This is a genomic window from Amycolatopsis umgeniensis, assembly GCF_014205155.1.
GTDB classification, from domain to species: domain Bacteria; phylum Actinomycetota; class Actinomycetes; order Mycobacteriales; family Pseudonocardiaceae; genus Amycolatopsis; species Amycolatopsis umgeniensis.
Genome location: NZ_JACHMX010000001.1, coordinates 4,601,471 through 4,628,043, shown reverse-complemented (window position 1 = coordinate 4,628,043; position 26,573 = coordinate 4,601,471). Strand labels below are relative to the sequence as shown.

Sequence of the window (26,573 nt, the reverse complement as noted above, 5' to 3'; positions counted from 1 at the left end):
CGCGGGAAGGGCGAGGGGCTCGTAAGCCCCCCGCCCTTCCCGCGCGCGATCAGGACCGCGAGGCCGGGCGACGGCGCATCAGGACCACGCCACCGGCGCCGGCCGCACCCGCTCCGGCCAGCCCCGCGATCAGCCAACCGGCCGACGCGGGCTCGTCGACGGGGCCACCGCCGGTCTGCGGCGCGCCTGCGGGAACCTTCGAGACCTGCTTCGGCGCCTCCTTCTTGACGGGCTCCTTCTTCGCCGCCGGGACGACCTTCACCGTCGCCGAAGGCTCGACGGTGTCGCACAGCAGCTCGAAGAGGTAGTCACCGGGCTTGATGCCGGGCAGCGCCTTGTAAGTCACCTTCACGTCGGTGCCGCCGTCACGCTTGACCGACTTGTCCGAGAGCTTCTTGAACCCCTCGGGAGCGATGAGGGAGAAGGCGTGCGGCGTGACGCAGCGGCCCTGCGCGGTGACGGTGCCCCCGGCCTCGACGGTCTTCGGCGAGACCCAGAACTTGGTGCCCTTCGGCTTCTCTACCGGCGCTTCGGCGGCGAAAGCGGTCGCGGGCAGCAACGCGAGAGCGGCGGCGGTGAGCCCGGCGAAAAAGGCATGACGAATACGCATGGAAATACCCCAGTTCCGATGAATCGATCGATTTCCGGGCCAGACGGCCACGGATTCCCCTTGCCGTCCCGCACTCGCGCGTTCCGACACCCCTAGAGACGCCGGGCCACGACCGAGGTTCAGCGGGGTTGGTAACGAAAGCGTCGCGAGGAAGAACCCCGCCGTCACCGAGATCAACCGGATCGGCCGGTTTCAGCGGCCATTCGGGTATCACGCAAACAGGACTGAAAACGGTTGTCATCATCCGGACGATCGAATCGCGGGTGATCAGCCTGCCGTTTCCCCTGCACCGCACCGAATACTCGATGACGGCGCCATCCGGCGTCGAAGTGCGGAGAAGGGATCCACAGATGAGCACCTCCAAGCGCCGGGCCGCGCTGGCCGCGTTGCCCGTGGCACTCGGGCTGATGCTGGCCGGGCCCGCCGTGGGCACGGCCTCGGCCGCGCCACAGACCGCCTCGGCCGACCAGGCCCGCCACTGCCTGCTGCTGTGCGTCGGCCATCACCACCACCATCACCATCACCACGGGCTGGGCCTGCACCTGGGGCTCTGGCTGCATCTGTGACCCCGGCGCCGCGCCGGGACGGCTCCCCGGCGCGGCGCGGCTACAGTCGGGACGTGTTCGACCTCGCCGATCCGGCTTTCCTCGCGAATCCGTATCCGTACTTCGCCGACCTCCGCGAGCGCGGCGAAGTCCACCGGCACGACGGCCTCGGCATCGCCGTGACGGTGTCGCACGCGGCGTCGGCCGCCGTCCTGCGGCATCGCGGGCTCGGCCGGATCTGGCAGGACGCGCTGCCGGTGGAGCGGTTCGCGTCGTTCAACCTGCTGCACCGCAACTCGCTGCTGGAGAACGAGCCGCCCGCCCACACCCGGCTCCGGCGGGTGATCGCGGGCGCTTTCGGCCGCGGGCACGTCCAGCGGCTGCGGCCGATGGTCGGCGAACTCGCGGACCGCATGGTCGGCGACCTCGCCGCCGAGATCGCCGAAACCGGCTCGGCCGATCTGCTGGCGCATCTCGCGCAGCCGCTGCCGGTCGCGGTCATCGCGGAACTCCTGGGCGTCCCGGTCGAGGACGGGCCGCGCATGGTGACCCTCTCGAACCACATCGTGAAGATGTACGAGTACGGGTTAGCCGAAGAGAAGCGCGACGCCGCCGAAACCGCGGCCGCGGAGTTCGTCGAGTACCTGCGTGGCGTCGCGAAGCAGCGCGCGGCCTCCCCTGGCGATGACATCGTCAGCGATCTCCTGCGCAGCGAACTCACCGAGGACGAATTGGTCGCGACAGCGGTCCTGCTCCTGATGGCCGGGCACGAGGCGACGGTGAACGTCATCGGGAACGGCGTCAACGCGCTGTTGACCCATCGCGACCAGTGGGAGCGGCTGGTGGCCTCCCCTGATCTCCTGGACCCGTGCGTCGAGGAGCTGATCCGCTTCGACTCGCCGCTCCAGCTCTTCGAACGGACGGCGACCGCCGACGTCGAGATCGCCGGGTTCCGGGTGGCCGAGGGCGAGAAGATCGGCGCGCTCCTCGGCGCCGCCGCACGGGATCCGAAGGTGTTCGACCGGCCCGACACCCTCGACATCGGCCGCACGCCGAACGCGCACCTCGGCTTCGGCATGGGGATCCACTACTGCGTCGGCGCCCCGCTCGCGCGGGTGGAGATCGCGGCCGCGCTGACCGCGCTGACCACAAAGCTGCCGGGACTGAAGCTCGCGGAGACTCCGGAGCAGCGGCCGGAGTTCGTGATCCGCGGCCTGCGGTCGCTCTCGGTCACCACGGGCTAGTCACCGGTGACCCAGTTCACCTGCCGCAGATCAGTGGGCTGTCTCGGGATACAGCGTGAAATGGGAAACGTGCACCGGCTTGATGTGCTCGAAATGCCGACGGTCCACCGTCGCGACCTCGACCGTTTTCAGCCTTTCCGCCGTGGCCACGACGGACGCGTCCGCCAAGCCGAGCGGCCAATCCGAGTACTGCCGCATCAGGACGGCCATCCGCCGGAAATCATCGTCCATCGGGTGATAGATGGCGAACTGCGGTGAACGCATGAGCCCTTCGATGAACGCCGCTTCGGCTTCACCGCCGCGATACTTCTCGATGTAGTGGCATACCTCGGTCAACACGAGCGACGGCACCAGCAGATCACGCGTGGCCGCGGTCTCGAGCCACGCGACCACCGTCTGATGATGATCGTCTTTCCGGCTGACGATGGCTATGAGTGGGCCAGCGTCTACCACTATCGGACGCGCCATCGGCTTTCGCTCGACTCAGGCGACATCCTGGCCGCGCACGACGGCCTTCACGCGCTCGGACGCGTCAGCGGGAAGATCGAACATCCCCAAGAACGACGGCGGCGAGTACGGCTTCGATGCCTCGTCCTCGACCGGCTCAGGCCTGCGGATTCCATGACCGGCGAGCCTCGGTTTCGTCCCAGGTGTGAAACGCCCTGTGACAGGCTTCCTGGCGGACGGCTTGTCCAGACCGAGCACGGCAGACCTGGCCCTGCCGGTCTCCTCGGCGGGCGGGTCACACTCCCGCTGCTCGCTGTTCATACCGCCATGTTACAGATCGATCCGCTTTCGACGGAGTGCGCGCGTCCATATTCAACAGTTGGTGGAAAGGTGCGTCAGCGCACGGAAGAGGCGGGGCGTTCCCGGCGTTCCGGGTCCGGAGCGCCGTCCACCTTCAGCACGCGAAGCAGGCGAAGCCGCTTCTCCTCCACAGGAGCGAGCAGGCCGGACATGCGCTTCACGAGCAGCGCCGTCACGATCGCGAGCCCGGCGGCGGCCAGGTCGGTCAGCGCGACCAGCACGACCCCGTCTGCCAGTGCCTGGACGCCGTCACGGAACCGCCAGACGATGACGAGCACGAGCAGCAGCCAGTTGAGGATCCAGACGCCCCACCAGGTCAGCACGAGCCGCGACGGCTTGGGCCGCGTTTCGCGCGTCCGGCGCAGGACGGCGTGTTCGAGTTCGGCGACGATCGGCAGCGCGAGGATCAGGTTCGCCACCGGCGCCAGCACGAACGCCAGCACCTGCCACTGCCGCCTCGGCGGCACCTCGCCGGAGGCGTCCGCGGCGGCGTGCCTGGCCACGAGCAGCCACCAGACGGTGAGCCCCGACGGCAGCAGCGAGAGGATCGTCGTGAGCAGGCCGGCGGTGATCACGAAGGAGTCGGAGACCGAGACGACGGACGTCGACAACGCCGAATCGCGGCTCTGCACGAGCAGGACGTAGCGCCAGATCTCCGCGGCCGAGGCGGTGAGCGCGAGGGCGGCGAAGGTCCACAGCACCGGCAGGACGCTGCGCGTGATCACCCGCAGCCGCTCCCCGGCGGTGACCTCGCCGGACGCCGTCCCGGGAACCGCTGTCGGACGGCGCCAGACCAGATTCGGGAAGCCCCACCGCGGCGGGACCGGGTAGGACGGCGGACCGGAGTAGCGCTCGGCCACGGGTTTGCGCCGTTGCGGCCAGGCGCCGGGAGGCGGCGAGGCGACCCAGCGGACGCGATGGTGACGCGCCGGCTGAGGCCGCGGCTGCTGCATCGGCGCGGGACGCACCGGCGGCACCGGTGTCCTCGGCGGGTAGTGGCCAGGCTGCACGGTTACAGCACTTCGGGTTCGACGCCGGGATGGTCGCCGACCATCGGGCGCCCTTCCTGCTTCCAGGAACCCATCCCACCGGCGACGTTCACCGCGTCCCAGCCGCTCGCGTTGAGCCACGCGGCGGCGCGGGCGGACCGGCCGCCGCTGCGGCAGATCACGTAGACCGGCTGATCGTCGGGCAGATCGTCGAGTTCGCCGACCCGCGCGGGCAGTTCGCCCATCGGGATGTGCTTGGCGCCCGGGGCGTGCCCGGCGGCCCACTCGTCGTCCTCGCGGACGTCGAGCAGCGCGACACCGTCCTTGGGCAGATCACGGACGGCGACGGTCGGGATGTCAGCAGGGCTCACCACCCTGCCATCCTCGCATCCCGTCCCGTTGCGCGCGCGTGAAGAACGCCTCAGTGCTGGGTCGCCTTCTCGGCACCGGCGCCGGTGAGCGAGCGGACCTCCATTTCGGCGTACTTCTTCCGGTTGTGTTCCTTGGACAGCACGGTGCCGAGCCAGCCGAGGAAGAACGCGACCGGGATCGAGACGATGCCGGGGTTGTCGAGCGGGAACCAGTGGAAGTCGACGCCTTGGATCATCGAGGCGCTCTTCCCGGTCTTGGCGTCGACGGGCTTACCCGAGACCGCCGGTGAGAAGACGATCAAGATGACGCACACGATCAGCCCGCCGTAGATGCTCCACAACGCGCCCTGGGTGTTGAACCGCTTCCAGAACAGCGAGTACAGGATCGTCGGCAGATTCGCCGACGCCGCCACCGCGAACGCCAGCGCCACCAGGAACGCCACGTTCTGGTTCTTCGCGAGGATCCCGCCGACGATCGCGACGGCCCCGATCACCAGCGCGGTGATCCGCGCGACGCGGACCTCGCTGTCGGGATCGGTCTTCCCCTTCTTGAGCACGTTGGCGTAGACGTCGTGCGCGAACGACGCCGAGGCCGTGATCGTCAGCCCCGCGACCACCGCGAGGATCGTCGCGAACGCCACCGCCGCGATGAACCCGAGCAGCACGGGGCCGCCCAGTTGGAGCGCCAGCAGCGGTGCCGCCGAGTTCGTCGTCCCCGGCGCCTTCGCGATCACGTCCGGGCCGACCAGCGCGCCCGCGCCGTAGCCGAGCACCAGCGTGAACAGGTAGAAGACGCCGATCAGCGCGATCGCCCAGACCACCGAACGGCGCGCGTCCTTGGCCGTCGGCACCGTGTAGAAGCGCATCAGCACGTGCGGCAGGCCCGCGGTACCGAGGACCAGCGCGATGCCGAGCGACAGGAAGTCCAGTTTGGTCGTGCCGGTCTTGCCGTACTGCTTGCCGGGCCCGAGCAGCGCTTCCCCGGTCTGGCCGCCCCTGTCGACGGCGGCCTGGAACAGGTTGGAGAGGTTGAAGCCGTACTTCCCGAGCACCCACACCGTCATCGCGAACGCACCGGCGATCAGCAGGACGGCCTTGATGATCTGGACCCAGGTGGTGCCCTTCATCCCGCCGATCAGCACGTACAGGATCATGATCACGCCGACGACGGCGATCACCAGGTCCTGCCCGACGTTCCCCTCGATGCCGAGCAGCAGGTTCACCAGGCCGCCCGCCCCGGCCATCTGCGCGAGCAGGTAGAAGAACGAGACGGCGAGCGTGGAGATCGCGGCCGCCGCGCGGACCGGGCGCTGCTTCATCCGGAAAGCGAGCACGTCGCCCATGGTGAACTTGCCGGTGTTGCGCAGCAGTTCCGCGACCAGCAGCAACGCCACCAGCCACGCGACGAGGAACCCGATCGAGTAGAGGAAGCCGTCGTAACCGTTGATCGCGATGGCACCGGCGATACCCAGGAACGACGCCGCGGAAAGATAGTCACCCGAGATCGCGATGCCGTTCTGAGGACCGGTGAACGCGCGTCCGGCGGCGTAGTAGTCGGACGCGGTCTTCGTATTCCGGCTCGCCCGGAAAACGATCACCAGTGTGATCGCCACGAAAACCGCGAAAATGGTGATGTTGAGCGTCGGACTGCTGCCCTGTACGCCCGCTGCCAGCGTTTTCACCGTTCGGTCCCCTCGACCTCGTGCCGGATCTTGTCGGCGAGCGGATCGAGTTTCCGGTTGGCGTATCGGACATAAAGGCCGGTGATCACGAAGGTGGACACGAACTGCAGCAGGCCGAAGACCAGGCCGACGGTGATGTTGCCGAAGAGCTTGGTGCCCATGAACCCGGTCGCGTAGTCGGCGAGGAGCACGTAGAGCAGATACCAGAGAAGGAACAGGGCCGAGACCGGGAAAACGAATACCCGGAGCCGTCGCCGCAGCTCGGTGAATTCCGGACTCGCCTGCACCTTTTCCCAGTCGGATTCCGGATCGGACCCGAGGTCTTGATCGGTATCACTCACTTCGGACCTCCCACCTGCCGCAACCATGAGGTGATTTCGATGTCACGAAAGATCATGCCCCTCATAGGGCAAGAGAGGGGCAATCCATTTGAGTGAACGGTACGACTCTGTGTAGAGCGTTGCGACTCGAAAGAGTGACTTTACTTCCGGTGACGGCCCTTGCCGGTGGTCCGCGTCTTCTCTTCGGCCTGCCCGAACCGGGCGACCGCGCGATCGCGCATGAACCCGAGCGGATCGGGTGCGTGCAGTCGCAGCATCACGCCGTGGACGTCGTCCGGCCGCCCGTACCCGGTCGCACGGCTCACCACGTAGGTGGTCAGGAACGCCGCGGGCACGGTGATCAGCGCGGGCTGGTTCGAGAACCAGGGCGCCCAGCCGCCGGTGTACTTGCTGACGATGTTGACCACCAGCGCCGTCAGCACCAGACCGCCGCCGACGAGCATCCCGGCCAGCGCGCCGGGCCAGCTGAGCTTCCGCCACCAGACCCCGAGCAGCAGCAGCGGACTGAACGTGGACGCGGCCAGCGCGAACGACATCCCGACCGAAAGCGAGAGGTCCTCCGACGGCAGCAGGACCGCCAACGCGAACGGGATCAGCGCCACGATCCCCGTCGCCACCCGGAAATCGCGGACACGGCCGGGCAGGACGTCGGTGGACACCACCCCGGCGACACTCACCAGCAGCCCCGACGAACTCGACAGGAACGCCGCGAAGGCACCGGCCGCGGTCACCGCGCCCAGGATCTGCCCCCAGAGCCCGGGGAGGACCGCGGACGGCAGCAGCAGGACGGCGGCGTCGGTCTTCCCGGTCACCAGCAGTTCCGGGACGTACATCCGCGAAAGCGCGCCCAGCAGCGTCGGGAACAGGTAGAACAGCCCGAGCAGCAGCAGGACGTGCACCGTCGTGCGGCGCGCGGCCTTGCCGTCGGGGTTGGTGTAGAAGCGGACCAGGACGTGCGGGAGGCCCATGGTGCCGAGGAAGGTCGCGAGGATCAGCGAATAGACCTGCAGCAGATCGGTGAGACTGCCCGAACCCGGCCGGAGCCAGTCGCCGTTGGACGTGGGCGCGTCGCTGACCACCGGGACCGGCGTGCCCGCGGTGAACTTGAGCGTCGTGCCCTTGGCGACCTTGTGCCCGGCCTCCGGCGTCCACACCGCGAAACCGTTGGCGCGCGCGCCTTCCACCTGGCCGTACGCCTCGAGCACGGTCACCGAGGCGACCTTGAGCGTGACGTCGGCCTGCACCGAGACCGTGGTGTTCGCGGTGAACGTCGGCGGGGCGGGCTGCCCCAGCGGTCGCGCGCTGCCCGGTCCGCCGGAGCCGAGGAACACGATGCACAGGATGAACGTCGGCACCGCGATGGCGAACAGTTTCAGCCAGTACTGGAAGGCCTGGACGACGGTGATCGCACGCATCCCGCCCGCGATCACGTTGAACCCGACGACGAAGGTCACCAGGATCGCGCCCGCCCAGGCGGGTACGGGCAGGATCGTCGCCAGCGTCAAGCCCGCGCCCTGCAGCTGCGGGACCATGTAAAGGATCCCGATGAACACCACGAACGCCGTCGAAACCCGGCGCAGCATCGTCGAACCCAGCCGCATCTCGACGAAGTCCGGCAGCGTGTACGCGCCGGACCGCCGCAGCGGCGCGGCGACGAACAGCATCAGCGCGAGATAGCCCGCGGTGAAGCCGATCGGGAACCACAGCGCGTCGGCGCCGTCCTTGAGCACGATGCCCGCCACGCCCATGAACGAGGCGGCGGAGAGGTACTCACCGGAGATCGCGGCGGCGTTGCGGCGGGAGCGGACGGTGCGCCGGGCGACGAGGAAGTCGTGCGTGCTGACGGCCGACCTCGAGGAGCGGTGCCCCAAGTAGAAGGTCAGGACCGCGACCAGCACTATGCCGGCCATGGCCCACGGATTCAGCAGCTGCACAGCAGGGATCCTCGCATGTGCAGCTCCGCAATCAGTTCTCGATCATGTCAACGAAGTCGCGTTCATGACGTTCGGCGAGCCGGTTGTACCAGAGCCCGATGCCGAACAGGAACGGAAAAGGGGCGACGCCCAGGATCAGCCAGGGCAAGGGGATACCCAAGACGATCACCCGTCCGAATGACGGGATCAGGTAGAAGAGCACCGGAAGTGAACACAGAGTGACCATCACCAGCAGCGCCAGCAGGGAGGCCGTCCGCAGCTGGATCTTCACCAGATCCCGGACCAGGAGTTTTCCCCAGCTGGTCTGTTCTTCGAGTTCGACCCTGGCCCGCAGGGTGCTGGTGGCCTGCCGCGGATCGGCGAGGATCACCCGCTGCCGCTTGGGTTTCGCGTGGTGTTCGGGCTTCGCCTGCTCGTGCTTCGGGCCCGATGGCGCGCCCGGCACGGGCTCGACGGCGGCACCCTCGGGCGCCGGTTTCTTGGGCCTGCCCTTGCCGAGCGTCGGGTCCGGTTCGCGAACACCGTTGACCCGGCGATAGAAATCGTCGGTCACGTCGACCGGTTGGCGCCGACCAGCCGGTCCTTGAGCGCGCGCGTGTGGCGGCGGCTCACCGGCAGCACCTTCTCCTCGTTGCCGATGACGACCTGGTAGCCGCCCTGGCCCATGCGCAGCTCGGTGATCAGCGGCAAGGAGACCAGGAACGACCGGTGGATGCGGACGAAGCCCGCCTTCTCCCAGCGTTCTTCGAGCTGCGCGAGCGGGATGCGCACCAGGTGGCTGCCGTCGTTGGTGAACAACCGGGCGTAGTCACCCTGCGCCTCGACCCAGCGCACCGAAGACCGCGGGATCAGTTTCGTGGTGCCCGCGAGCTCGACGGGGATGACCTCGTCGTCGTTCTGGACGAGCCCCGAACCCTCGGGTCCGCCTCGCGGAGGCGCGGCGTTCGCGGCGAGTTTTTCGATCACGCGGACGATCGCGCGGTCGAGACGATCCTGTTGGTACGGCTTGAGCACGTAGTCGAGCGCGCCGAGGTCGAAGGCGTTGACAGCCTCTTCGGCGTGCCCCGTCACGAACACCAGCGCGGGTGACGGGCGCAGCGCGGCGAACACGCGGGACATCTCCATCCCGGACAGACCGGGCATGTCGATGTCGGCGAACACCGCGTCGACGATCGGCAGGCCTCGCGCCTTGCGATCGCCGAGCCTCGGGTCGTCGGTGGACAGCAGGCGCAGCGCCTCCGAAGCGTCGATCGCCGGGAAGACCAGGGCGACGTGCGGGCTGTTCCGGAGACAGTGAACGAGTTCGTCTAGCCCTTTGGGCTCATCGTCCACCGCCAGGACAATGAGCTTCCGGGTGTCATCGTGAGCACTCACAGTGAGACGCATCCTGCCCATTGCAGGGTTCCTTGTCCAGCCCGCTTCACGAAAGTCGAACGAAAGGACGGCACCGGCACCCCCGCGCCCGGGGTGGCCGGTGCCGTCATCTTTTCCGGTGACACGAACCGCCTCGCCGTGTCACACCCTTCCCTTCACGGAGTGAAGGTGAACCAGTTGACGCTCACGAAATCAGCGGGCTGTCCGCTGGTGAAGGTCAGGTAGACGTCGTGCTTCCCGGTGATCCCGCTGAGGTTCGCCGGTACGGTCCGCCAGTTCTGCCAGCCGCCGGTGTTCGCGACGGCGAAGCTGCCCACCGGTGCGTTGGACCGGCTGTCGAGCCGCACTTCGACGAGACCGCTCACCCCGCCCGCCGCGCCGGACGCGACCCGCGCCTGGAACTGCCTGCCGGTCTGCGTCCCGAAGTCGATGCCCGGGTACAGCGCCCAGTCACCGTTGCCCGCGGGCCCGATGTTCTGGCCACCGCCCGAATCGGACGTCGCCTGTTTGGCGATCCCGGCGGCCTGGCCGTAGGACTCGGCCTGGATCGTGCCGTAGGCGCTGCCACCCCCGGGATTTCCCGTGGTCGTGGTCGGTGTGGTGGGCGTCGTGCCGCCACCGCGGGTCAAGACGGTGATGTAGTCGACGAGCATCGGATGCCCCGGCACGATCCCCGGCCCCGGTGTGGTGGTGCCGGAGTTGTTGTTCGGGAACGCGCCGCCGATCGCGACGTTCAGCAGCACGAAGTAGCCCGCGTGGTTCGTCATGTTGGCCCACGTGGTCGCGTCGACCTGGTTCTGGGCGACCGAATGGAACTGCTGGCCGTCCACCAGCCAGCGGAACGCGTGGGGGCTGACGCTTGTGTCCCACTCGAAGGTGTAGGTGTGGAACGCGCTCTGGCAGCTTGCGCCGGGGCACGCCCGGCTGCCGACGAGGCCGGTCGTCTCGTTGCACGGGCCGCCGGGGTTGACGCCGCAGTGCAGCACACCCCAGACCGAGTTGATCCCGTTGACGTTCTCCATGATGTCGAATTCGCCGACGGCGGGCCAGTTCCAGTAGTTGCCGCGATACGGCGAGCCGAGCGCCCAGAACGCGGGCCAGTAGCCGAGCGCGGCGGCGCCGGTGACGTTCGGCATCTGGATGCGGCCTTCGATCCGCAGAGCGCCGCCCGCCGGCGGTTTGAAGTTCGTGCGCTGCGTTTCGATCCGCGCGGAGGTCCAGTTGCCCGCGCCGTCGCGCAGCGGCGTGATCCGCAGGTTGCCGGAACCGTCCTGGGCGAGGTTGGCGGGGTTCGCCGTGTAGTTCTGGATCTCGCCGGTGCCCCAGTTGCCGGGACCGCCGGGATAGCCGTGGCCGGTGTCGACGATCCAGTTCGCGCTCGACGGGAGCGAACCCGCGGCGCCGGTGAAGTCGTCGGTGAAAACGGTGGTCCAGCCGGCCGGGGGCGGCGGGACGGCGGCGGAAGCGGGAAGCGTCAGGGGGACCGCGATCAAAGCCGCGCCGAGCGCCGCACCGAGCGCGATCTTCCAGCGGCTCCGGCGGCTCGAGTGGGGAGAAGTAACGGACATCGGACCTCCTCGTCACCATTGTCGAGGGTTTGTTGCCGTTCACAACAAAGCGGTATGTCCGATATGAGACCTGGTCTGAACCACTTACGCCTACCACCGTTCGGGTGAATCAGGTCCGAACGCGAAAACGGCCCGGTCCGCGAGGACCGGGCCGTTCGTCTCAACAGGTCAGAGGCCGAAGCGGCTCCAGGCCGCCTTGCTCTGGACGGCGTCCAGCAGTGCGCTCGCCGCGGCGGGGGCACCGATGCCGAGCCGCGCCAGCAGCGCCTTCTTCGGTTCGGCGACCGAGATCTCGGCGTCCGGGTACCGCTCGGTGATCACTTGGCGGAGGCTGCCGACGCCGTCGATGAGGCCGAGCTCGACCGCGCGGGCGCCCAGCCAGACGTCCCCGTTGAACAGGTCGTCGGAGCCGGACAGCCGGTCTCCCCGGCGCTCGGTCACCCAGTCGACGAACAGTTCGTGGAGCTGGCCGTGCATCTTCTTCAGCCACTCGACGTCTTCCGCCTTCTCCGGGCTGAACGGGTCGAGCCGGGACTTGTTCGTCCCCGCGGTGTGCAGCCGCCGCTCGATGCCGAACCGCTCCAGGAGGCCGGTGAACCCGAACCCGCCGCTGATCACGCCGATGGAGCCGACCATCGAGGTCCGGTGCGCGTAAATCTCGTCGGCCGCGCAGGCCAGCCAGTACCCGCCGGACGCGGCGACGTCCTCGGCGAAGGCCAGGACGGGCACGTTCTTCTCGTCCGCGAGCTGACGGATCCGCTCGGCGACCAGTCCCGACTGTGTCGGCGCGCCGCCCGGCGAGTTGATCTGCAGCGCGACGGCCTTGAGCCGCTCGTGCGCGAACGCGCGGGTCAGCGCCGATTCGACGGCGGCGAGGTTGATCGACCCCCTGGCCAGTGGCGACGGGGTCGGCGTGATCACCCCGTGCAGCTTGACCACGGCGACGACGTCCTTGCGCTCACCCCGGTCGCCGATCATCGGGAGACGGGAGGTCAGCTTGTCCGCAACGCTCATACCGCCAGGTTACCGACGTTCAGGAGGGCAGCACGCCGCTGCGCGAACCGCTCACCCCACTGGCCTCGTTCGGACCGCCTTGGGGCGGGACGGCGGCGCTGTCGGCGGAGAAGTCCGGCAGGTTCGGCCGCACCCCTGGCATGAACTTCGGCACCCGCAGGGTCACCTTCATGCCGGCGCCGGGCGCGGTCTCGACCATGAGCGCGTAGTCGCGGCCGAACACCTGCTGCATCCGCTGGTTGATGTTGCCGAGCCCGACGTGCGCGCCGGTGCGGTGCTGGCTGCGGAGGTCCGCGAGTTTGGCGGGCTCCATGCCGATGCCGTCGTCCTCGACGCTGATCAGCGCCTCGGCGCCGTAGTCCTCGGCGATCACCGTGACGCAACCGCCCGACGGCTTCGACGCGAGGCCGTGTTTGACGGCGTTCTCCACCAGCGGCTGGATGATCAGGAACGGGACGACCACCGAAAGCACCTCGGGCGCGATCTTCATCCGCACCTCGAGCCGTCCGCCGAAGCGGGCGTTCTCGATGGTCAGGTACCGGTCGATGTTCCGCAGTTCCTCGGCGAGCGAGGTGAACATGCCCGACGTCCGGAACGAGTAGCGCGTGAAGTCGGCGAAGTCCTGCAGCAGCTCTCGCGCTTCCTCCGGATCCGTCCGGATCAGCGACGAGATGGTGTTGAGGGCGTTGTAGACGAAGTGCGGCGAGATCTGCGCGCGCAGCGCCTTGATCTCCGCCTGCTGGAGCTGGTTCTTCGACTCGTCGAGGCGCGCCAGCTCGAACTGGGTGCAGACGAACTGCGCGACCGCGTCGGCCATCTGCACCAGCCGCCCGCGCGTACGCCCGACGACCAGCAGCGCCGCCTCGGTCTCGCCCTCGACGATCAGCGGGACGATCACCGCGGTCCGCATCCGGCAGGTGCCGCGGTGGTTGCACGGCATCTTGTCGTGCGCGACGACCTCGCGGCGGTGCTTGCGGATCGCGTTGCCGATGGCGTCGACGAGATCGACGTAGTGGTCGTTGGCCTCGCCGTCCCAGGACAGCAGCGTGCCCTCGCTGTCGGTGATGCCGACGGCGACACAGTCGAGCATCTCCAGCAGCTGGCTGGTGATCTTGTCGGCGACCTGCTCGTCGAGCCCCTCACGGAGGTCCGGCGTCGCCTTCGACATCCGGTGGACGGCCTGCAGCACCGCGTTCTCCACGATGCTCGCGGGACGCCTCAGCTTGATCAGCAGGACGACCACGAGGATCGCGAGCAGCAGCGCGACACCCCAAGGGATGATCTGCGCGATCTCGAGCCCGGACACGGCGTCCATGCTCTGCGCTCGACCAACCGGGTGCAAGGCCTGCTCCCCACTTTCCGTTGAGTTGTGACAACTGAGGGTGGGGCCGACCCTACCCAAGACCGGGGTGTTCTCCCCATGGTCACTCCCCGTGGCAGGGGGAAAGACTGAGCGCAGGCAATCGCTTCCGGGGGAGGAACACAATGCGCGGAACGGGGAAACTCGCGGCGGGCACGCTGGCCGGGGTCCTCCTGGCTAGCGCGGCGGCGGGGACGGCGGCCGCGACCGGGGATCCGGTGCGCGCGGCGGTCGGGAACCTGGTCGCGGAAGGGGGATTCCCGGGAGCGGTCGTCCAGGTCCGGAACGGTGAGACGGTCTCGCGGTTCGGTGCCGGGTACGCGAACCCGGCCACACGCGAACCCGCGGGACCGCATCACCGGTTCCGGATCGCCAGCAACACCAAGGCGTTCGTCGCGGCGGTGGTCCTGCGACTGGCGGGCGAAGGCGCGCTTTCACTCGACGATTCGATCGAGCGGCGGTTGCCCGGTGTCGTGCGCGGACCGGGCTACGAGCCGGAAAAGATCACTGTGCGCATGCTCCTGAACCACACGAGCGGCGTGCACGATCCCCTGGATCCGCACTTCTTCGACCCGTACCTCGTGTGGGGGAACCGCGCGTACGTCTATCCGCCGTCGGAAGTGATCCGGCGGTCGCTCGTCGATCCGCCCTCGTTCGCGCCCGGGGCGCAGACGGACTACTCGAACACGGGATATCTGTTGCTGGGCAAGGTGATCGAGAAGGTCACGCGCAACGACGTCCGCGAGGAGATCCAGCGACGGCTCCTCGGCCCGCTCGGTCTCGAGCGGACGTACTTCCCGCTCCGGTCGCCGTTCCCGCGCGGACCGCATCTGCGCGGATACGACCTGAGCGAACCGGTGAAGGACATGACCGTGTTCAGCCCGTCGTACGACTGGACCGCGGGCGCGATGGTCTCGACCGTCGACGACCTCGCGACGTTCCATCGCGCGCTGCTGTCAGGACGGCTCCTGGAACCCGCGCAGCAAGCCGAACTCGAAAGGCTGGTGCCGCACGGCGAGTTCGGCGCGTACGGCGCCGGTGTCGAGACGCTCGACCTGCCTTGTCCGGGCGGTCCGAAGACGGTGTGGGGCAACACCGGAGCGGGGCCGGGGTTCTACAGCGTCTCGATGAGCACCGAAGACGGCTCGAAGCAGATCGTGCTGGCGTTGAACGTGTACGACCTGGCGAAGGACGTGGCGCACGAGGATCCGCTGCCGAGCAGCCCGCTCCCGGCGGTCACGGCCGCGCTGTGCTGAGTCACTTGAGCAGCCGCGACATCCGCCGGTCGGCCAGCGGTTTCCCGCCGGTCTGGCAGGTCGGGCAGTACTGGAACGACTTGTCCGCGAACGAGATCTCGCGGATCGTGTCGCCGCAGACCGGACACGGCAGCCCCGTCCGCGCGTGCACCCGCAACCCGGAACGCTTCTCCCCCTTGAGCCGGGCCGCGGACTGGCCGACCGAGCGCGTCACGGCACTGGTCAGCACCTCGCGGATGGCCTCCGAGAGCCCGTCGAGCGCTCCTTCGGACAGCTTTCCGGTTGTGGCGTAAGGAGAAAGCTTCGCCATGTGCATGATCTCGTCGGAGTAGGCGTTGCCGATCCCGGCGATCAGCGACTGATCGGTCAGCGCCGTCTTCAGCCGCTCGGTGCGCCCGGCGAACAGCTTCTCGAGTTCCGTCCGGTCCAGCGACAGCGCGTCCGGCCCGAGCCGCGCGATACTGGCGACCTCCTTCTCCGGATCGCGCACGATCCAGACCGCGAGGCCCTTCTTCGTACCGGCCTCGGTGAGGTCGAACCCCGGCCCGGCGGCCGCGTCGAGGTGGACGCGCAGCGAGATCGGCCCCTTGCCGGGTTTGAGCGGCGTCGGCGACAACGCGTCGGACCAGCGCAGCCAGCCCGCCCTCGCGAGGTGGACGACCAGATGGAGATCCCCGGCGACGAGGTCGAGATGCTTGCCGAAGCGACCGGCCCCGGTGACCTCGCGGCCGTGCAGCTCGGTCCATGGCGGTGTCGCCGTCTTCAGCACGCTGAGGGACGACACGTCGACACGGAAGACCGTCTTGCCCACCGCGTGTTCACGCAGGTGGTGAGCGAGCGCTTCGACCTCGGGTAACTCGGGCATGGCCCCAGTCTCGCGCGTTCAGGCCGCCGCGACTACTCCACCGGGTGCAACGGACCGTCGAAATCGGGCAGCGAGTGCTTCTGGATGGTCTTGGTGATCTTCGAGACCTCGCCGCGCACGGTGAACATGCCGCGGATGGTGCCCACCCAGCGCTCGGACGGCCTGTCGCCCGCCAGATCGCCCTCGGTCTCGGCGACCACGGTCCACGGGCGGCGCAGGATCCACCGCAACGGGAAGAACAACGCGATCAGCAACAGCGCCAACGGCACCCAGGACGGGATCATCACATCCGTCGGCGTCCACATGATGAGCACGAGCGCGAGCACCGCCGTCACGACGATCATCGCGATACCCGGGCCGTAGCTACCCGCCACATCGTGCTCGAAATCGTCCGCAGTCGCGGGAGCACGCCATTCCATCTGGGCTCGGACCACCCAGTCACGGCCGTCCTCGCCGTGCACCAGCCGGTTCATTCAGTCGCCTCCCGCGCGGCCGCTCGCTCGTCGTGAGCGACCCCCACCGTACCGTGATCACGACCGGATTCGCGAGAGTTCGAAGGCGATACGTCCCTCTCGGGAGTTACGGGCACGTCGGGTAGTCGATGCCCGGTTCCGGATAGTGAGAAGTCGGTTTCACCGGGCTCGGCTCTTCCTCCGACGGCTCCCCGGACTGCGTCTCGGTCGTGCTTTCCGGGGTGCCCGTCACCGGTGAAGTGGACCCTTCCGGGTCAGTCGCGTCCGGCTCGGAAGGCGTCGTCGAGTCCCGTGGCGTCGTCGTCGGGCTCAGCGACTCCTCGGTGGGGTCGGTCGACCCGGACGGCGGGATGTCGTCCCGTTTCGAGGTGGTCTGGTTCGTGCCGGTGTCCGGCGGGACCTCGTTCCTGGGCGAGGTCTCCTCCTGCGAGGGCACCAGACCGGGCTGCGGCTGCGGCTGCGGCTTCTGGATGTCACCGCCGCCGAGTTCCTTCCGCGACGTGCCCGCGCCCGGCAGGTTCGGCAGATCGGCGACGCCGAGTTCGGCGCCCGGGCCCAGCCCGGTCTCGACCGGCCCGGAACCCTTGCCGTGCAGCCGGTCCTCGGCGATCCGCTGCGGCGGGATCTCCACCGGCCGGTCCTGCGCGGGCGGGGCGATCTGAGCGGGCAGCAACGCCAGCTCCGGCAGCCCGCCGCCGGACAAGCCGATCGTGTGCGTGACATCGGTGCCGAACACGGCCGGACCGGCGACGATCCCGACGGCGCCCGCGGCCGCCGTCGACGCCACCGCCATGCCGACCTTCACCTTCGACCCGAGCAGAAGCCCCTTGACCGACGCGGCGAATCCGGACAACGCCCCGCTCGCGTGGGCACCGACGGCCGCCGGCACCAGCAGGGCCACCACACCGGCGTGCGCCCGCAGCGAAGAACAGACGTCACGCAGCTCGTCGTGCGTCGCCCGGCAGGACTGGCACCCGATCAGGTGCGCCTTGATCCGGCGAGCCTCGGCGCCCGTGACACTGCCCGCGGTGAACCCGCCGAGCTTCTCCACCACCGCCCGGCACGAATCCGGCCCGCGGTTCACCGACAGATGCGCCTGCAGATACGCCGCCCGCAGCCCCTGCCGCGCCCGCCGCGCCAGCGCCGCCGTCGCGTTCGCGCTCAACCCGAAATGCGGCGCGACCATCGACGGCTGCTCGCCCTCGACCTCGGTCTGCCACAACACCGAACGCCAGCGCTCCGGCAAACTCGTGAAAGCGGTCGTGATCAGCGAATGCTCGGCCGTACGGGCATGCGTGTCCGCCCCCGCCCCGGCCCGGAACGTCAGCTCGTCGTCGCTCACCGGCACGTCACGACGCGCGCCGTGCCACTCCCACGAGACCCGACGAGCCACCGTCAGCAGATACGCGCGGACGTAATCCCGCGGACCGGCACCCCGGCGCAACGCCTGAAGAACCCGGAAGAAGGTTTCGGCCGTGATGTCCTCGGCCTCCGACCGATCGGAGGCCAGACTGCGGGCCAGCCGCCGCACGGCGGCGGCGTGAAGTTCGAAAAGCTCCCCGAAGGCGGCGTCCTCCCCCTCGCGGAGCCGCTGGAGCAATGCCTGCTCGTCGGATTCCGAGACCGCCTGAAGCGGCACCGTGCCCTGCTCGGTCATCCGGCCAGGCACCTCCTCCCCGAAGGACTCACCATTCGGTCGAATGGGGACACCATACGGAGGTATGCAGCCGTCGTCACCCCTTGTACGCCAGGTGTGACACCGAAGCACCTGCCGGGGTGGGTCAAAACCGCTACAGACGGTCGGTGTATGGTTGTTCCACTGCTTCAAACGAGTGTTGGAACAGTGAGTCACACGCGGATGTAGCGCAGCTGGTAGCGCATCACCTTGCCAAGGTGAGGGTCGCGGGTTCGAATCCCGTCATCCGCTCGCAAGTGGGCGCGGTGTGTCCAGGGAACGCCTGGACCATGGCTTGCTCGCCATAACACCCGGGGGGCCGAGCCCCCCGGACCCCCACGGGTCTGTATCTCACCTTCTCGGGTGGGTATCGGGCACGTGGGGTTTCTTGTTTTTCCCTTCTTTCGCTTCGATCTGGTGGTTACTAAGTGCTACAAGGTCGGTGAGCGGAGTCACACGACCGTAGTAATTCGGATTTGTGCATATGTGGGGCGCTCAGGAGGGCACGCAGGTGGGCTGCGGGCGCTTCCATAAGGTCACCAGCCGACCGTTCGGTAGGGGCCGCGTCGCGATCGGAGTGAACCCCGAAGCCGTCGCCGCGGACACCATGGACGGCGGATCCACCTTCGGCTCGAACTCGTTGATCGTGCCCGTCGCCGTGAACAGCAGGCACGTCTTGCTCGCGTCACCGCTGTTGCTGTTGCGGTACGAGGTCAGCCAGGCCCGGTAGTCCGGCTCGGTGTTCCCGTCCTCCGTCGGACTGACCTGCGGCAGAGCCACCCCGTAGCCGAACCTCCGCAGCATCTCCAACTGCAGGGTGTTGGTGTTGAAGAGCCGGTCACGGAACCCGAACGCCGTCGCCCCGCCCAGCGCGTGGTTCTCCTCGACCTGCCCGGCCGCCCACTCCGCGACGGCCTTCCACTCCCGCACCGTCTCCACACTCACCGGTTCGGTGATCCGGCCGCCCGGATCGACATAGATCTGCGGCGACCCACGCCCGTCGGTGATCTTCGACGAGCCCAGCACCGGGAGGTCCACCGACCAGGCCCGCGCTGTCGGCAGTCGCAGATCCAGCAGCGGGACCATCGCCACCAACCCGACCACCGCGACCGCGAACGGCAAAGCCCGCCGAAGCGACCGGTGCGCCCGATACAGCCCCCAAAGCGCCAGGATCGCCATGGACGGGATCAACGGGAGGAAGAAGGCCGTCCCCGCGTTCTTCGACGTCAGCACCGCCACGCCGCCTTCCGCGACGAGCAACGCCGACGGGAACAGCGGCGACGCCACCATCGAGCGGAGGGTGTCCTTGACCGGACCGGTCCGGATCTTCGCGATCGCCACGACGAACGCGGCGACCAGCCCGGCACACAGCAGCACCGTATGCGGCAGCCCGTGGTCGAAGATCAACAGCCGCAGCCGCTGGACCCAGGCACCGGGGTTGAAGACACCCGCCTCCTCGCCGAACTCCACGGATTGCTTCCCGTAGCCGAAACCCGTGAGGTACTCGAAGACCCGGACGCCGTTGGGCACCAACCAGAGCGCCGCGACACCGGCACCCACGACCGCCGCCAGCGCGAACCACTTCAGCCGCTTCGTCCGGTCTCGCGGCACCACCGCCTGGATCAGCGCGGCCAGCACCAGCCCTGGCACGAACGCGATCGCCATCGTCCTCGACAACGGCATCAGCCCGACGAAAATCGCGAAGGGCACGACGAACTTCGGTTTCGACAGTCCCTCGGAACGGACCAGGAAGTAGATCGCCGCCGTCGTCATGACCGCCGCGGGAAGCGCGAAGTGGTAAGCGCGGGCCTCGAAGACGACACCGGGGGCGGTGGCGATCAGCGCCGTGGCGAGCCAGGCGAACGGACGGCCGGCCACCCTGTTCGCCACGGCGTGCGTGAGCAGGATCAGCGCCACCCCGGCCACCAGCGGGACGACGAACGCGGCGACGGTGCCCGTGCCGGTCGCGAAGAAGTGCAGGGAGGTCAGCGCCGGCAACAGGGGCGCCTGGATACCCGGCGACTCGACGGCTTCGATCCAGCCGGCGACGCCGTCCCGGAGCGCGGCTCCGTGATTGTTCAAGGCCATGCCGAAGTAGCCGGCCTCGTCGATGTCGAACACCTGGCCGTCGCGGTAGAGGACGATCCACCGGAAGTTGACGACCAGCCAAGCGAGCGCCACCGCGAGCAGAACCCATGTGTTCACCTGTACGCGGCGGATCCCCCTGGTCAAGACCATGGTCGAGAATCTAGCCGCGCGTCCGGGGCGGCTGGAGCGCGGGCGCTCGGTTCAGATCTCGTAGCCGTCGATCACGGTGGGCGAGACCGGGGACAGGTGGTCGTCGCCGCGTTCGGTGACCAGGCCGCGTGCCATCCGGTACACCTTGAATTCGTTGTCGTGCGCGGGATCCTGGTCGTCCCAGACGTGCAGGAGACCGTACGAACCGGGCGCGAGGTCGCCGACGCGGGTGAACAGGTCCACCAGCTCGGGCGCGATCGCCGTGCCGTGTTTGTCCATCCCGCCCAGATGCAGCACCGGCACCCCGGCGGCCCAGCGCAGGTCCACCAGATCGCCGTCGTCGAAATCGCGGACGGCGCGGTGCACCCGCTCGACGATGCGCTCGAGCAGCGCCGCGTCATCGTCGCCGGAAGGGCTCGCTTGGATGGTCACCCACCCGTGATATTCGAACACCCGCCTGAGTTTAGGCAGGTCCGCCCGCCGGACGGCGGTCAGCCCGCCAACGCGGCAGGCGCGCCGTTGCGCCGGAGCGCGTTCTTGAAGACCCTCTCGCCGTGCTTCTCGAAGGCGGGCACGAGCTTCTCGCCGTAGACGCACAAGGTCCGTTCCCAGGGATGCCCGAGCGTGCCGAAGCGGAAGTCGTTCGCCAGGAACAGGTGATAGTCCGTACGCGGGAACACCGGGACCGGCCACGGGTCGAGCGCGGCGTGCCGATGCGGGTAGAAGCGGTACGACTGGTGCTGCCAGTGCAACACCCAGACCCACTCGTCCTCGGCGACACACTCCTTCAACGCCGAGAGCGCGACACGGGCGACGTCGTTCTGCTCGACGGCGTACGGGCCGTGCCTGAACTCGGCCGTCGACCTGTCCAGTCCCCCGGGCGCGAGATCCCACGCGACGGACGGAGCGGGCTCACGGAAGCCCGGCCACGCGTGCGCGTACGTACTCGGCCAGAACGCGAGCTTGTCGTAGACCCAGTACCAAGCCGGCTCATCTGCGACCCTGGAGACGGCTTCCCAAGCGTTGTTCACGAGCGACCCTCGGTGGTTCGGCCGATTAAGACTGGGAAAGCTTCGTGTTCGGGGCCCAAGTTGTCCAGCTCGTGGGCATACTCCGCGAAACTGTCACCTGATCAGGTGTCTTGCGCAGCCGCCGGAACCGTGAGAATGACGGTGCGTGAACGGCGAGCCCACCGAATGCGGGCTCGCCGTCGCTCGTTCACGCGGCCGCCTCCCAAAGGCTCATGAAGGCCGAGGCCTCACTCCGTACCCACGGCCGCACCTTGTCGCGATCTCGCGGCGACAACGCGAACTCCTTCGAACGCCGGACGTCGACCACCAACGGGCGCCCGCCGGGCCGCAGGTCGTCCATGGTCTGTTCGAGCAGCCACAGCACCAGCTGCGCCGCGTCCCGGCTCAACGGTTCCTCCTTGAAGTAGAGCCAGGTGACGTAGACGGGGCCGTCGCCCTTACGCAGGCCGAGGTGCGGGTTGATGCCCACCTCGAGCGTGCCGAGCCGCCATCGGGACCGGCCGACCTCGGCCAGCCGCAGGTCACGCCGCCCGACGTAGCGCAGCCAGCCGTTGGCGATGTCGGTGTAGTGCGGCCGCGTGCGCTCGTCCGCGTTCTCGACGAGGGCACGCAGCACCTCGCGATCCCGTCCGGAGATCCGCCCGGCACGGATCGCGTTGGCGGCGCGGAGGTAGAAGTTGAACCCGCCCCGGGCCGGATCCTCGTACTGACGGCGCCAGCGCCGGACGAACGAGGAACGAGAGGGACCCGAGCTCGTGCTGTACCCCACGAACGTGGGCAGGGTGATGTAGGCCATCCGTGTCTGCCTTTCGCCGCTGTTCCTCCTGTACAACGACTATTTTAGAACACATGTACGACAGAAACCGGCGCCTTACGGGTGACGCGGGCGAGGAGGCCAGGAACCTTCGAGCAGCTCTGCCGCTTCTTCGAGGATCGGCACTTCGCAGACATCTCTCGGGGTGAGATCGGTCGGGATCCAGCTGTCGAGCATCGCCGACCAGCGCGTGATCCCCCGCAGCGACGGCGGGGAGCCGAGCAGCTCGCCGACCTCGCTGACCAGCGCGCCGCCGGCGGCGGGTGAGAGGTCGCCCTCGACCATCGCGGTGAGCCAGCCGTGGACCAGCTGCCAGCGGGCGGCCGTCGGATCGGCGGGCAGTTCGAGCCCGAGTTCGTCGACGACCTGGCAGAACGCCTTGTCGACGGACTCTTCCGCGGAGGACTCGAGCCCGGCGAGCAGGGCAAGGGAAGGGGAGTCGAGTCCTGCGACGATCGCGTCCAGCCCGGCCTCGACCAGGTGGGACGTGCGGACGTCACGTCCGGCGAGCCTGCCGATGGCCAGCTCGCGCAGCGCGCCGCGACACGCGTCGATTTCCGTCACCCGGCACTTCCCACGTCAGCCACCGTACCGGCGCCTTGACCTACCAAAGCGGGCTGAAGGGAACTTTCCCCCTATCTCACGCGGCGAAGGGCGCTTTCCTCTCATGCCATGCGGGGAAAGCGCCCTTCACAGTCCCGCGGGACCGGTCCGCCGCCTCTGACCTGCCGAAAGAGCATCACACCGTGGACAGACGCGGGGTGATGCGGACATCGAGAACGGCTTCGAGAGCGTGAGCCAGCCTTTCCAGCACCGGGATGGTGGGGACGGTTCCCCCTGCCTCGAACCGCGCGACGGCGGACTGCGTCATCCCGGCCTCGGCGGCGAGCTTCGCCTGGGTCCAGCCACGTGCCTCGCGCAGTTCACGCACCGTCTTGCCCAGGTCGTAGGCCAGCCTCGCGGCCTCGTACGCGTCGACGGCGCCCGGCTCGGCCATCCGTTGCTCGCGAAGCCGCCGCCAGTCGGTCCGCTCGGCCATCGTCCTCACTCCCCACCACGCTCATCGGTCGTATGCCTTCGAGCAACGCATCGCCACATCGCCTTCCGCGCCCGTCGCACCTCGCGCTCTTCGCGCATCCGGGTCTTCCGAAACTCGGTCAGCAACACGATTCGCCTGCCGGACGCGATCCAGTAAGTGATCCGCACGGCTTCCCCGTCCAGATGAAACCGCAACTCCCGCAACTTGCCGTCGAGTTGTCGCGTGTACGGCTCTCCCAGCAACGGCCCCTGCTCCGCGAGGAGCTCCACATAGAAGGCGACTGTCGCGAAGTGCGCCGTGGACAAACTCTCCAGCCAGTCACGAACCTCCGGTTCCAGTTCCACGGTACCCCATGCCATAGCTTCGATGCTATATTCGCAGGTAGAGACACTTTTGAGCGATCCATTTGCGCCCTCGCAATCGTGCGCGAAGGAGGGCCTGGCGAGTGGACGCAAAGAGCATCACACCGTGGACAGACGCGTGGTGATGCCGGATCTGGAGGGGTGTGTGGAAATAGGGACACTCAACGTCCCTATTTCCACACACCCCTCACCCGAGCGGCGGGCTCCAAGATCGCGCACGATCCGTGCTGGACCAGGTCGTGAGTGGACGCAAGAATGTGGAAAGACCACATCAACCACCCATAAGGGTGCATGCAACACTGGCTGCCCACACCCGGCGGCAGGGGGCTAAATGAGCTGGCAGGACGAGCTTCGACAGCTGGACGTCGAGCTGGCCGCGGGTCGCATCGGGCACGCCGAACACCGCAGGAAGCGCGACGAACTGCTGGCGGAGGCCTCCGGCGGGACGATGCCGTCACCGGTCCCCTCACCGCTGCGACGCCCGGGCGGGGAATGGCACAGCGCCAATCCCGCCGCGCGGCCGGTCGAGTTGCCCACGGTCACGGTTCCGCAGCCCCCGCCGTATCAACAGCCTCAGCAGGCGTACGTGCCTCCGCCGCCGGAACAGCGCACCCAGCCCTTCATCGCCGAGAAGCCCAAGCAGCGGAAGCCCGTCGTCCCTCGCATCGCGGACCACAAGACCACCGCGCCTTCGCCCGCCGACATCAATCCGACGGTGTACCTGCGCGCCGAGCCGCCTCCGGTCAAGGACAAACCGTCGACCAGCAGGCTGAACCATCCGCTCCCGCCGCTGGCCCCCGAACCCGGGCCGCGGCACCAAGCTCCGGCCGACGACTACGCGGTCGTCGGCAAGCGCAAGCCGACTTGGCTGTTCATCGGCGCCGGAGTGCTGGTCGTGCTGGCGCTGATCATCGGCGGAACGTTGTGGCTGGGCTCGTCGCCGTCCTCGAACGTCGCCGACCGGCCTCCCACGCCGAGCATCGCCCAGCCGCCGGACGGGCTCACGCCGTCGGGCCAGCCCAACAGCACCCAGACGCCGTTGGAGGACAGGCTGCCCGCGCTGCCCGGAACACCGTCGAAGGACAACTCGACGATGTCGGTCGCGAAGGGCGTGGAGCTCAACCTCTACTCGCGGGCCGCGGGCGACTACCTCGCCTCGAAGAATGTCGCGTCGATCACCCACAAGGGTTCGAGCGAGGGTACGAACGGCTATCTCGTTCTGGTGATCCCGGCGAACGACGTCAAGGACGCCACCGCGATCGTCAAGTACTTCCGCGAGAACTCGCTCAACGCCGGACTGCGCGAGCAGCGCGTCGGCGACCGGCTCGCCCTCGTCGGCGCGAACAAGAACGGCCAGCTCAGCGGCTTCGGCTATGTCTCCGGGACGATGGCCGTGACGACCTGGGTGTCGCAGCCGCTCGGCGGCGATCCGAAGGCGCTCGACACTCGTCTGGAGCAGACTCTGACCTCCTTGGACACTGTTCTCCCGACCGGTTGAGAAGCGCAGGTCGCGAGGAGATCACGATTAGACCCGCGAGGGCGGACCGAGTCCGGGCAGTGCAGAATGTGCGAGGTCACCGCAGTGGTGGTATCGCGAAGGCCGGGAGCGGGGCTCCCGCCGGAATCGGATAAGGGGGCCGGTGGTGTCCTGGCAGGAAGAGCTGCGCAATCTGGACGAGGAGCTCGCATCGGGACGGCTCTCCGCGGACGATTACCGGCTTCGCCGTGACCAGGTGCTGTCCTCGGCGGTCGCGTACGGCGACCCGGCTCAGCAGCAGGTCCAGCAGCCCGGCCACCAGCCGCAGCAGCCTTTCCAGCAGCAGCAGCCTGTCGCGCCGCCGCCGCAACAGCAGGCGCCGCAGCAGCAGTCCGGCCAGCCCAACAGCGCCGATTCGACCCAGATCATCGCGCCGGTGAGCCAGCCCCCGCAGAGCGGTGAGGGCGAGCGCACCCAGGTCGTCTCGAACTGGCAGCAGCAGCAGGCCGATCCGAACCGCACCCAGGTCGTGCCGCCGATGGCGTCGCCGGCAGGCGGTTTCCCGCAGCAGGGCCAGGCGTCCCCGGCCGGCGGCTTCCCCCAGCAGGGCCAGGCCTCGCCCGCGGGCGGTTTCCCCCAGCAGCAGCACCAGCAGCACGGTTACCAGCAGCCGCAGCAACAGGGCTGGACCGACAACGACGCCAGCCCGCCGTGGGGTGGTTCGGACTTCCCGCCGATCTCGCCGGTCGGCAGCACCGAGTGGGTCAAGCAGGGCCCCGAGCTGTTCGAAGACAAGCCCAAGGGCAAGGGCGGCAAGATCGCGATCATCGCCGTCGTGGCCGTCCTGGTGCTCGCCGGGCTGGGTGTCGGCGGTTACTTCGCCTTCAAGGGCGGCGGTGACGATCCGGTGGACCCGACGGCCCAGCCGCAGCCGAGCCAGTCGCAGGCCGCGCCCCCGACGTCGTCGGCCAAGCCGAAGACGCCCGAAGAGCTGCTGTTCGAGAAGATCCCGGAGCAGTCCGGCGAAGAAGACTCGAAGAGCGGCGCGATCCCCGCGGCCCAGCTCACGCAGCTCGCCGGTCTGGAGAAGGGCGAGACCGACCTCGTCATCGCCGCCGGCGTGAAGCAGGTCGCGTACCGCGGCTCGCAGAAGCAGCCGGACGAGACGGGGCCGCAGCCTGCCAAGATCTCGGTCACCGTCATCCCGCTGAGCAACCCCGGTGCCGCCGCCGACCTGGTCAAGCAGTTGCGCCAGTACCAGACGAGCAACGGATTCGTGCAGATCACCGAGCCGCTGCCGGGGATGCCGCCGAAGCTGAACTTCCAGAAGAAGATCGACGGTGACAAGGGCGTTTACCGCGGCACCTGGATCAGCGGCAACAACATCGTGCGCGTCGACATCCTGCAGGATCCGCTGGGCGGGGAAGACGGCGAGAAGGCGTTGAGCGGCACGTACCAGCGTGCGGTGAAGAAGACGCTGGAAAACTACGCCGTCACCAGCTGA

28 protein-coding genes and 1 tRNA gene are annotated in these 26,573 nt (G+C 68.4%); 6 read left to right on the top strand and 23 right to left on the bottom strand.

Annotated features, from left to right (window positions below; translation table 11 throughout):
• Positions 1 to 49: 49 nt before the first annotated feature.
• On the bottom strand, positions 50 to 610 hold the full coding sequence (locus tag HDA45_RS21695) for a hypothetical protein (RefSeq protein ID WP_184898116.1): 561 nt from the start codon (positions 608 to 610) through the stop codon (positions 50 to 52).
• A 350-nt stretch (positions 611 to 960) separates the two neighbouring features.
• Between HDA45_RS21695 and HDA45_RS21690 the strand changes: the two genes are divergently transcribed.
• Both HDA45_RS21690 and HDA45_RS21685 read left to right on the top strand, forming a co-directional pair.
• The gene (locus tag HDA45_RS21690; RefSeq protein ID WP_184898114.1) at positions 961 to 1,176 is read left to right on the top strand and encodes a hypothetical protein; all 216 of its coding nucleotides are present in this window, start codon (positions 961 to 963) and stop codon (positions 1,174 to 1,176) included.
• 53 nt (positions 1,177 to 1,229) lie between these two features.
• A complete protein-coding gene (locus HDA45_RS21685) occupies positions 1,230 to 2,399 on the top strand; it encodes a cytochrome P450 (protein WP_184898112.1) in 1,170 nt (389 codons plus the stop codon).
• Between the two features lie 30 nt (positions 2,400 to 2,429).
• Here the strand turns inward: HDA45_RS21685 and HDA45_RS42420 are convergent, their stop codons facing one another.
• The 12 genes from HDA45_RS42420 to HDA45_RS21625 all read right to left on the bottom strand — a co-directional run bounded on the left by HDA45_RS42420 (position 2,430) and on the right by HDA45_RS21625 (position 13,794).
• Positions 2,430 to 2,867, bottom strand: coding sequence for a type II toxin-antitoxin system VapC family toxin (locus tag HDA45_RS42420; protein WP_184898110.1), 438 nt, complete (start codon positions 2,865 to 2,867; stop codon positions 2,430 to 2,432).
• Positions 2,868 to 2,882: 15 nt separating this feature from the next.
• The gene (locus tag HDA45_RS21675; RefSeq protein WP_184898102.1) at positions 2,883 to 3,167 is read right to left on the bottom strand and encodes a hypothetical protein; all 285 of its coding nucleotides are present in this window, start codon (positions 3,165 to 3,167) and stop codon (positions 2,883 to 2,885) included.
• Positions 3,168 to 3,241: 74 nt separating this feature from the next.
• On the bottom strand, positions 3,242 to 4,159 hold the full coding sequence (locus HDA45_RS21670) for a DUF4328 domain-containing protein (RefSeq protein ID WP_221472270.1): 918 nt from the start codon (positions 4,157 to 4,159) through the stop codon (positions 3,242 to 3,244).
• Between the two features lie 59 nt (positions 4,160 to 4,218).
• Positions 4,219 to 4,569, bottom strand: a complete 351-nt coding sequence (locus HDA45_RS21665) for a rhodanese-like domain-containing protein (RefSeq protein ID WP_007030524.1) — start codon at positions 4,567 to 4,569, stop codon at positions 4,219 to 4,221.
• Positions 4,570 to 4,616: 47 nt separating this feature from the next.
• Positions 4,617 to 6,248 carry a sodium:solute symporter family transporter gene (locus HDA45_RS21660; protein WP_184898100.1) on the bottom strand — a complete coding sequence of 544 codons (1,632 nt, stop codon included), beginning with the start codon at positions 6,246 to 6,248 and terminating at the stop codon, positions 4,617 to 4,619.
• Complete coding sequence (locus HDA45_RS21655) at positions 6,245 to 6,589, bottom strand: DUF485 domain-containing protein (RefSeq protein ID WP_184898098.1); 345 nt, start codon at positions 6,587 to 6,589, stop codon at positions 6,245 to 6,247. Before HDA45_RS21655 ends, HDA45_RS21660 begins: the two co-directional genes overlap by 4 nt.
• Before the next feature lie 140 nt (positions 6,590 to 6,729).
• Positions 6,730 to 8,499 carry a sodium/solute symporter gene (locus HDA45_RS21650; protein ID WP_184905885.1) on the bottom strand — a complete coding sequence of 590 codons (1,770 nt, stop codon included), beginning with the start codon at positions 8,497 to 8,499 and terminating at the stop codon, positions 6,730 to 6,732.
• Positions 8,500 to 8,554: 55 nt separating this feature from the next.
• Positions 8,555 to 9,076, bottom strand: a complete 522-nt coding sequence (locus HDA45_RS21645; RefSeq protein ID WP_184898096.1) for a DUF485 domain-containing protein — start codon at positions 9,074 to 9,076, stop codon at positions 8,555 to 8,557.
• Positions 9,073 to 9,909, bottom strand: a complete 837-nt coding sequence (locus tag HDA45_RS21640) for a LytR/AlgR family response regulator transcription factor (RefSeq protein WP_184898094.1) — start codon at positions 9,907 to 9,909, stop codon at positions 9,073 to 9,075. Before HDA45_RS21640 ends, HDA45_RS21645 begins: the two co-directional genes overlap by 4 nt.
• A 143-nt stretch (positions 9,910 to 10,052) precedes the next feature.
• Positions 10,053 to 11,465, bottom strand: a complete 1,413-nt coding sequence (locus HDA45_RS21635) for a carbohydrate-binding protein (protein WP_184898093.1) — start codon at positions 11,463 to 11,465, stop codon at positions 10,053 to 10,055.
• 168 nt (positions 11,466 to 11,633) lie between these two features.
• On the bottom strand, positions 11,634 to 12,479 hold the full coding sequence (locus HDA45_RS21630; RefSeq protein ID WP_184898091.1) for a S49 family peptidase: 846 nt from the start codon (positions 12,477 to 12,479) through the stop codon (positions 11,634 to 11,636).
• Positions 12,480 to 12,498: 19 nt separating this feature from the next.
• Positions 12,499 to 13,794 (bottom strand): histidine kinase, encoded by a 1,296-nt coding sequence (locus tag HDA45_RS21625; RefSeq protein ID WP_184898089.1) that lies wholly within the window; start codon positions 13,792 to 13,794, stop codon positions 12,499 to 12,501.
• A gap of 170 nt (positions 13,795 to 13,964) precedes the next feature.
• On the opposite strand from HDA45_RS21625, the gene HDA45_RS21620 reads away from it, so the two are divergent.
• Entirely contained in the window at positions 13,965 to 15,095 is a 1,131-nt protein-coding gene (locus HDA45_RS21620; protein WP_184898087.1) for a serine hydrolase domain-containing protein, read from the top strand.
• A gap of 1 nt (position 15,096) precedes the next feature.
• On the opposite strand, the gene HDA45_RS21615 is transcribed toward HDA45_RS21620, so the two are convergent.
• The 3 genes from HDA45_RS21615 to HDA45_RS21605 all read right to left on the bottom strand — a co-directional run bounded on the left by HDA45_RS21615 (position 15,097) and on the right by HDA45_RS21605 (position 18,090).
• On the bottom strand, positions 15,097 to 15,960 hold the full coding sequence (locus HDA45_RS21615; protein ID WP_184898085.1) for an Fpg/Nei family DNA glycosylase: 864 nt from the start codon (positions 15,958 to 15,960) through the stop codon (positions 15,097 to 15,099).
• Positions 15,961 to 15,992: 32 nt separating this feature from the next.
• The gene (locus tag HDA45_RS21610; RefSeq protein WP_101611690.1) at positions 15,993 to 16,433 is read right to left on the bottom strand and encodes a DUF983 domain-containing protein; all 441 of its coding nucleotides are present in this window, start codon (positions 16,431 to 16,433) and stop codon (positions 15,993 to 15,995) included.
• A gap of 106 nt (positions 16,434 to 16,539) precedes the next feature.
• Entirely contained in the window at positions 16,540 to 18,090 is a 1,551-nt protein-coding gene (locus HDA45_RS21605) for a sigma-70 family RNA polymerase sigma factor (protein ID WP_184898084.1), read from the bottom strand.
• 197 nt (positions 18,091 to 18,287) lie between these two features.
• Here HDA45_RS21605 and HDA45_RS21600 point away from each other — a divergent pair.
• Positions 18,288 to 18,360: transfer RNA gene (locus HDA45_RS21600), tRNA-Gly, on the top strand.
• 243 nt (positions 18,361 to 18,603) lie between these two features.
• Here HDA45_RS21600 and HDA45_RS21595 read toward each other — a convergent pair.
• The 7 genes from HDA45_RS21595 to HDA45_RS21565 form a co-directional block, all read right to left on the bottom strand.
• Entirely contained in the window at positions 18,604 to 20,346 is a 1,743-nt protein-coding gene (locus tag HDA45_RS21595; RefSeq protein WP_221471201.1) for an ArnT family glycosyltransferase, read from the bottom strand.
• A 51-nt stretch (positions 20,347 to 20,397) separates the two neighbouring features.
• Positions 20,398 to 20,799, bottom strand: coding sequence for an Imm7 family immunity protein (locus tag HDA45_RS21590; protein WP_184898083.1), 402 nt, complete (start codon positions 20,797 to 20,799; stop codon positions 20,398 to 20,400).
• 38 nt (positions 20,800 to 20,837) lie between these two features.
• Entirely contained in the window at positions 20,838 to 21,377 is a 540-nt protein-coding gene (locus tag HDA45_RS21585) for a DUF2716 domain-containing protein (protein ID WP_184898082.1), read from the bottom strand.
• Positions 21,378 to 21,564: 187 nt separating this feature from the next.
• Entirely contained in the window at positions 21,565 to 22,173 is a 609-nt protein-coding gene (locus HDA45_RS21580; RefSeq protein WP_184898081.1) for a hypothetical protein, read from the bottom strand.
• Positions 22,174 to 22,248: 75 nt separating this feature from the next.
• A complete protein-coding gene (locus tag HDA45_RS21575; protein ID WP_184898080.1) occupies positions 22,249 to 22,755 on the bottom strand; it encodes a hypothetical protein in 507 nt (168 codons plus the stop codon).
• A gap of 175 nt (positions 22,756 to 22,930) precedes the next feature.
• Positions 22,931 to 23,230: a helix-turn-helix domain-containing protein gene (locus HDA45_RS21570; protein WP_184898079.1), complete on the bottom strand. Its 300-nt coding sequence runs from the start codon at positions 23,228 to 23,230 to the stop codon at positions 22,931 to 22,933.
• A gap of 5 nt (positions 23,231 to 23,235) precedes the next feature.
• Positions 23,236 to 23,589 carry a type II toxin-antitoxin system RelE/ParE family toxin gene (locus HDA45_RS21565; protein ID WP_184898078.1) on the bottom strand — a complete coding sequence of 118 codons (354 nt, stop codon included), beginning with the start codon at positions 23,587 to 23,589 and terminating at the stop codon, positions 23,236 to 23,238.
• Positions 23,590 to 23,923: 334 nt separating this feature from the next.
• Between HDA45_RS21565 and HDA45_RS21560 the strand changes: the two genes are divergently transcribed.
• Positions 23,924 to 25,090, top strand: a complete 1,167-nt coding sequence (locus HDA45_RS21560) for a hypothetical protein (RefSeq protein ID WP_184898077.1) — start codon at positions 23,924 to 23,926, stop codon at positions 25,088 to 25,090.
• Between the two features lie 142 nt (positions 25,091 to 25,232).
• Positions 25,233 to 26,573, top strand: a complete 1,341-nt coding sequence (locus HDA45_RS21555) for a flagellar basal body-associated protein FliL (protein WP_184898076.1) — start codon at positions 25,233 to 25,235, stop codon at positions 26,571 to 26,573.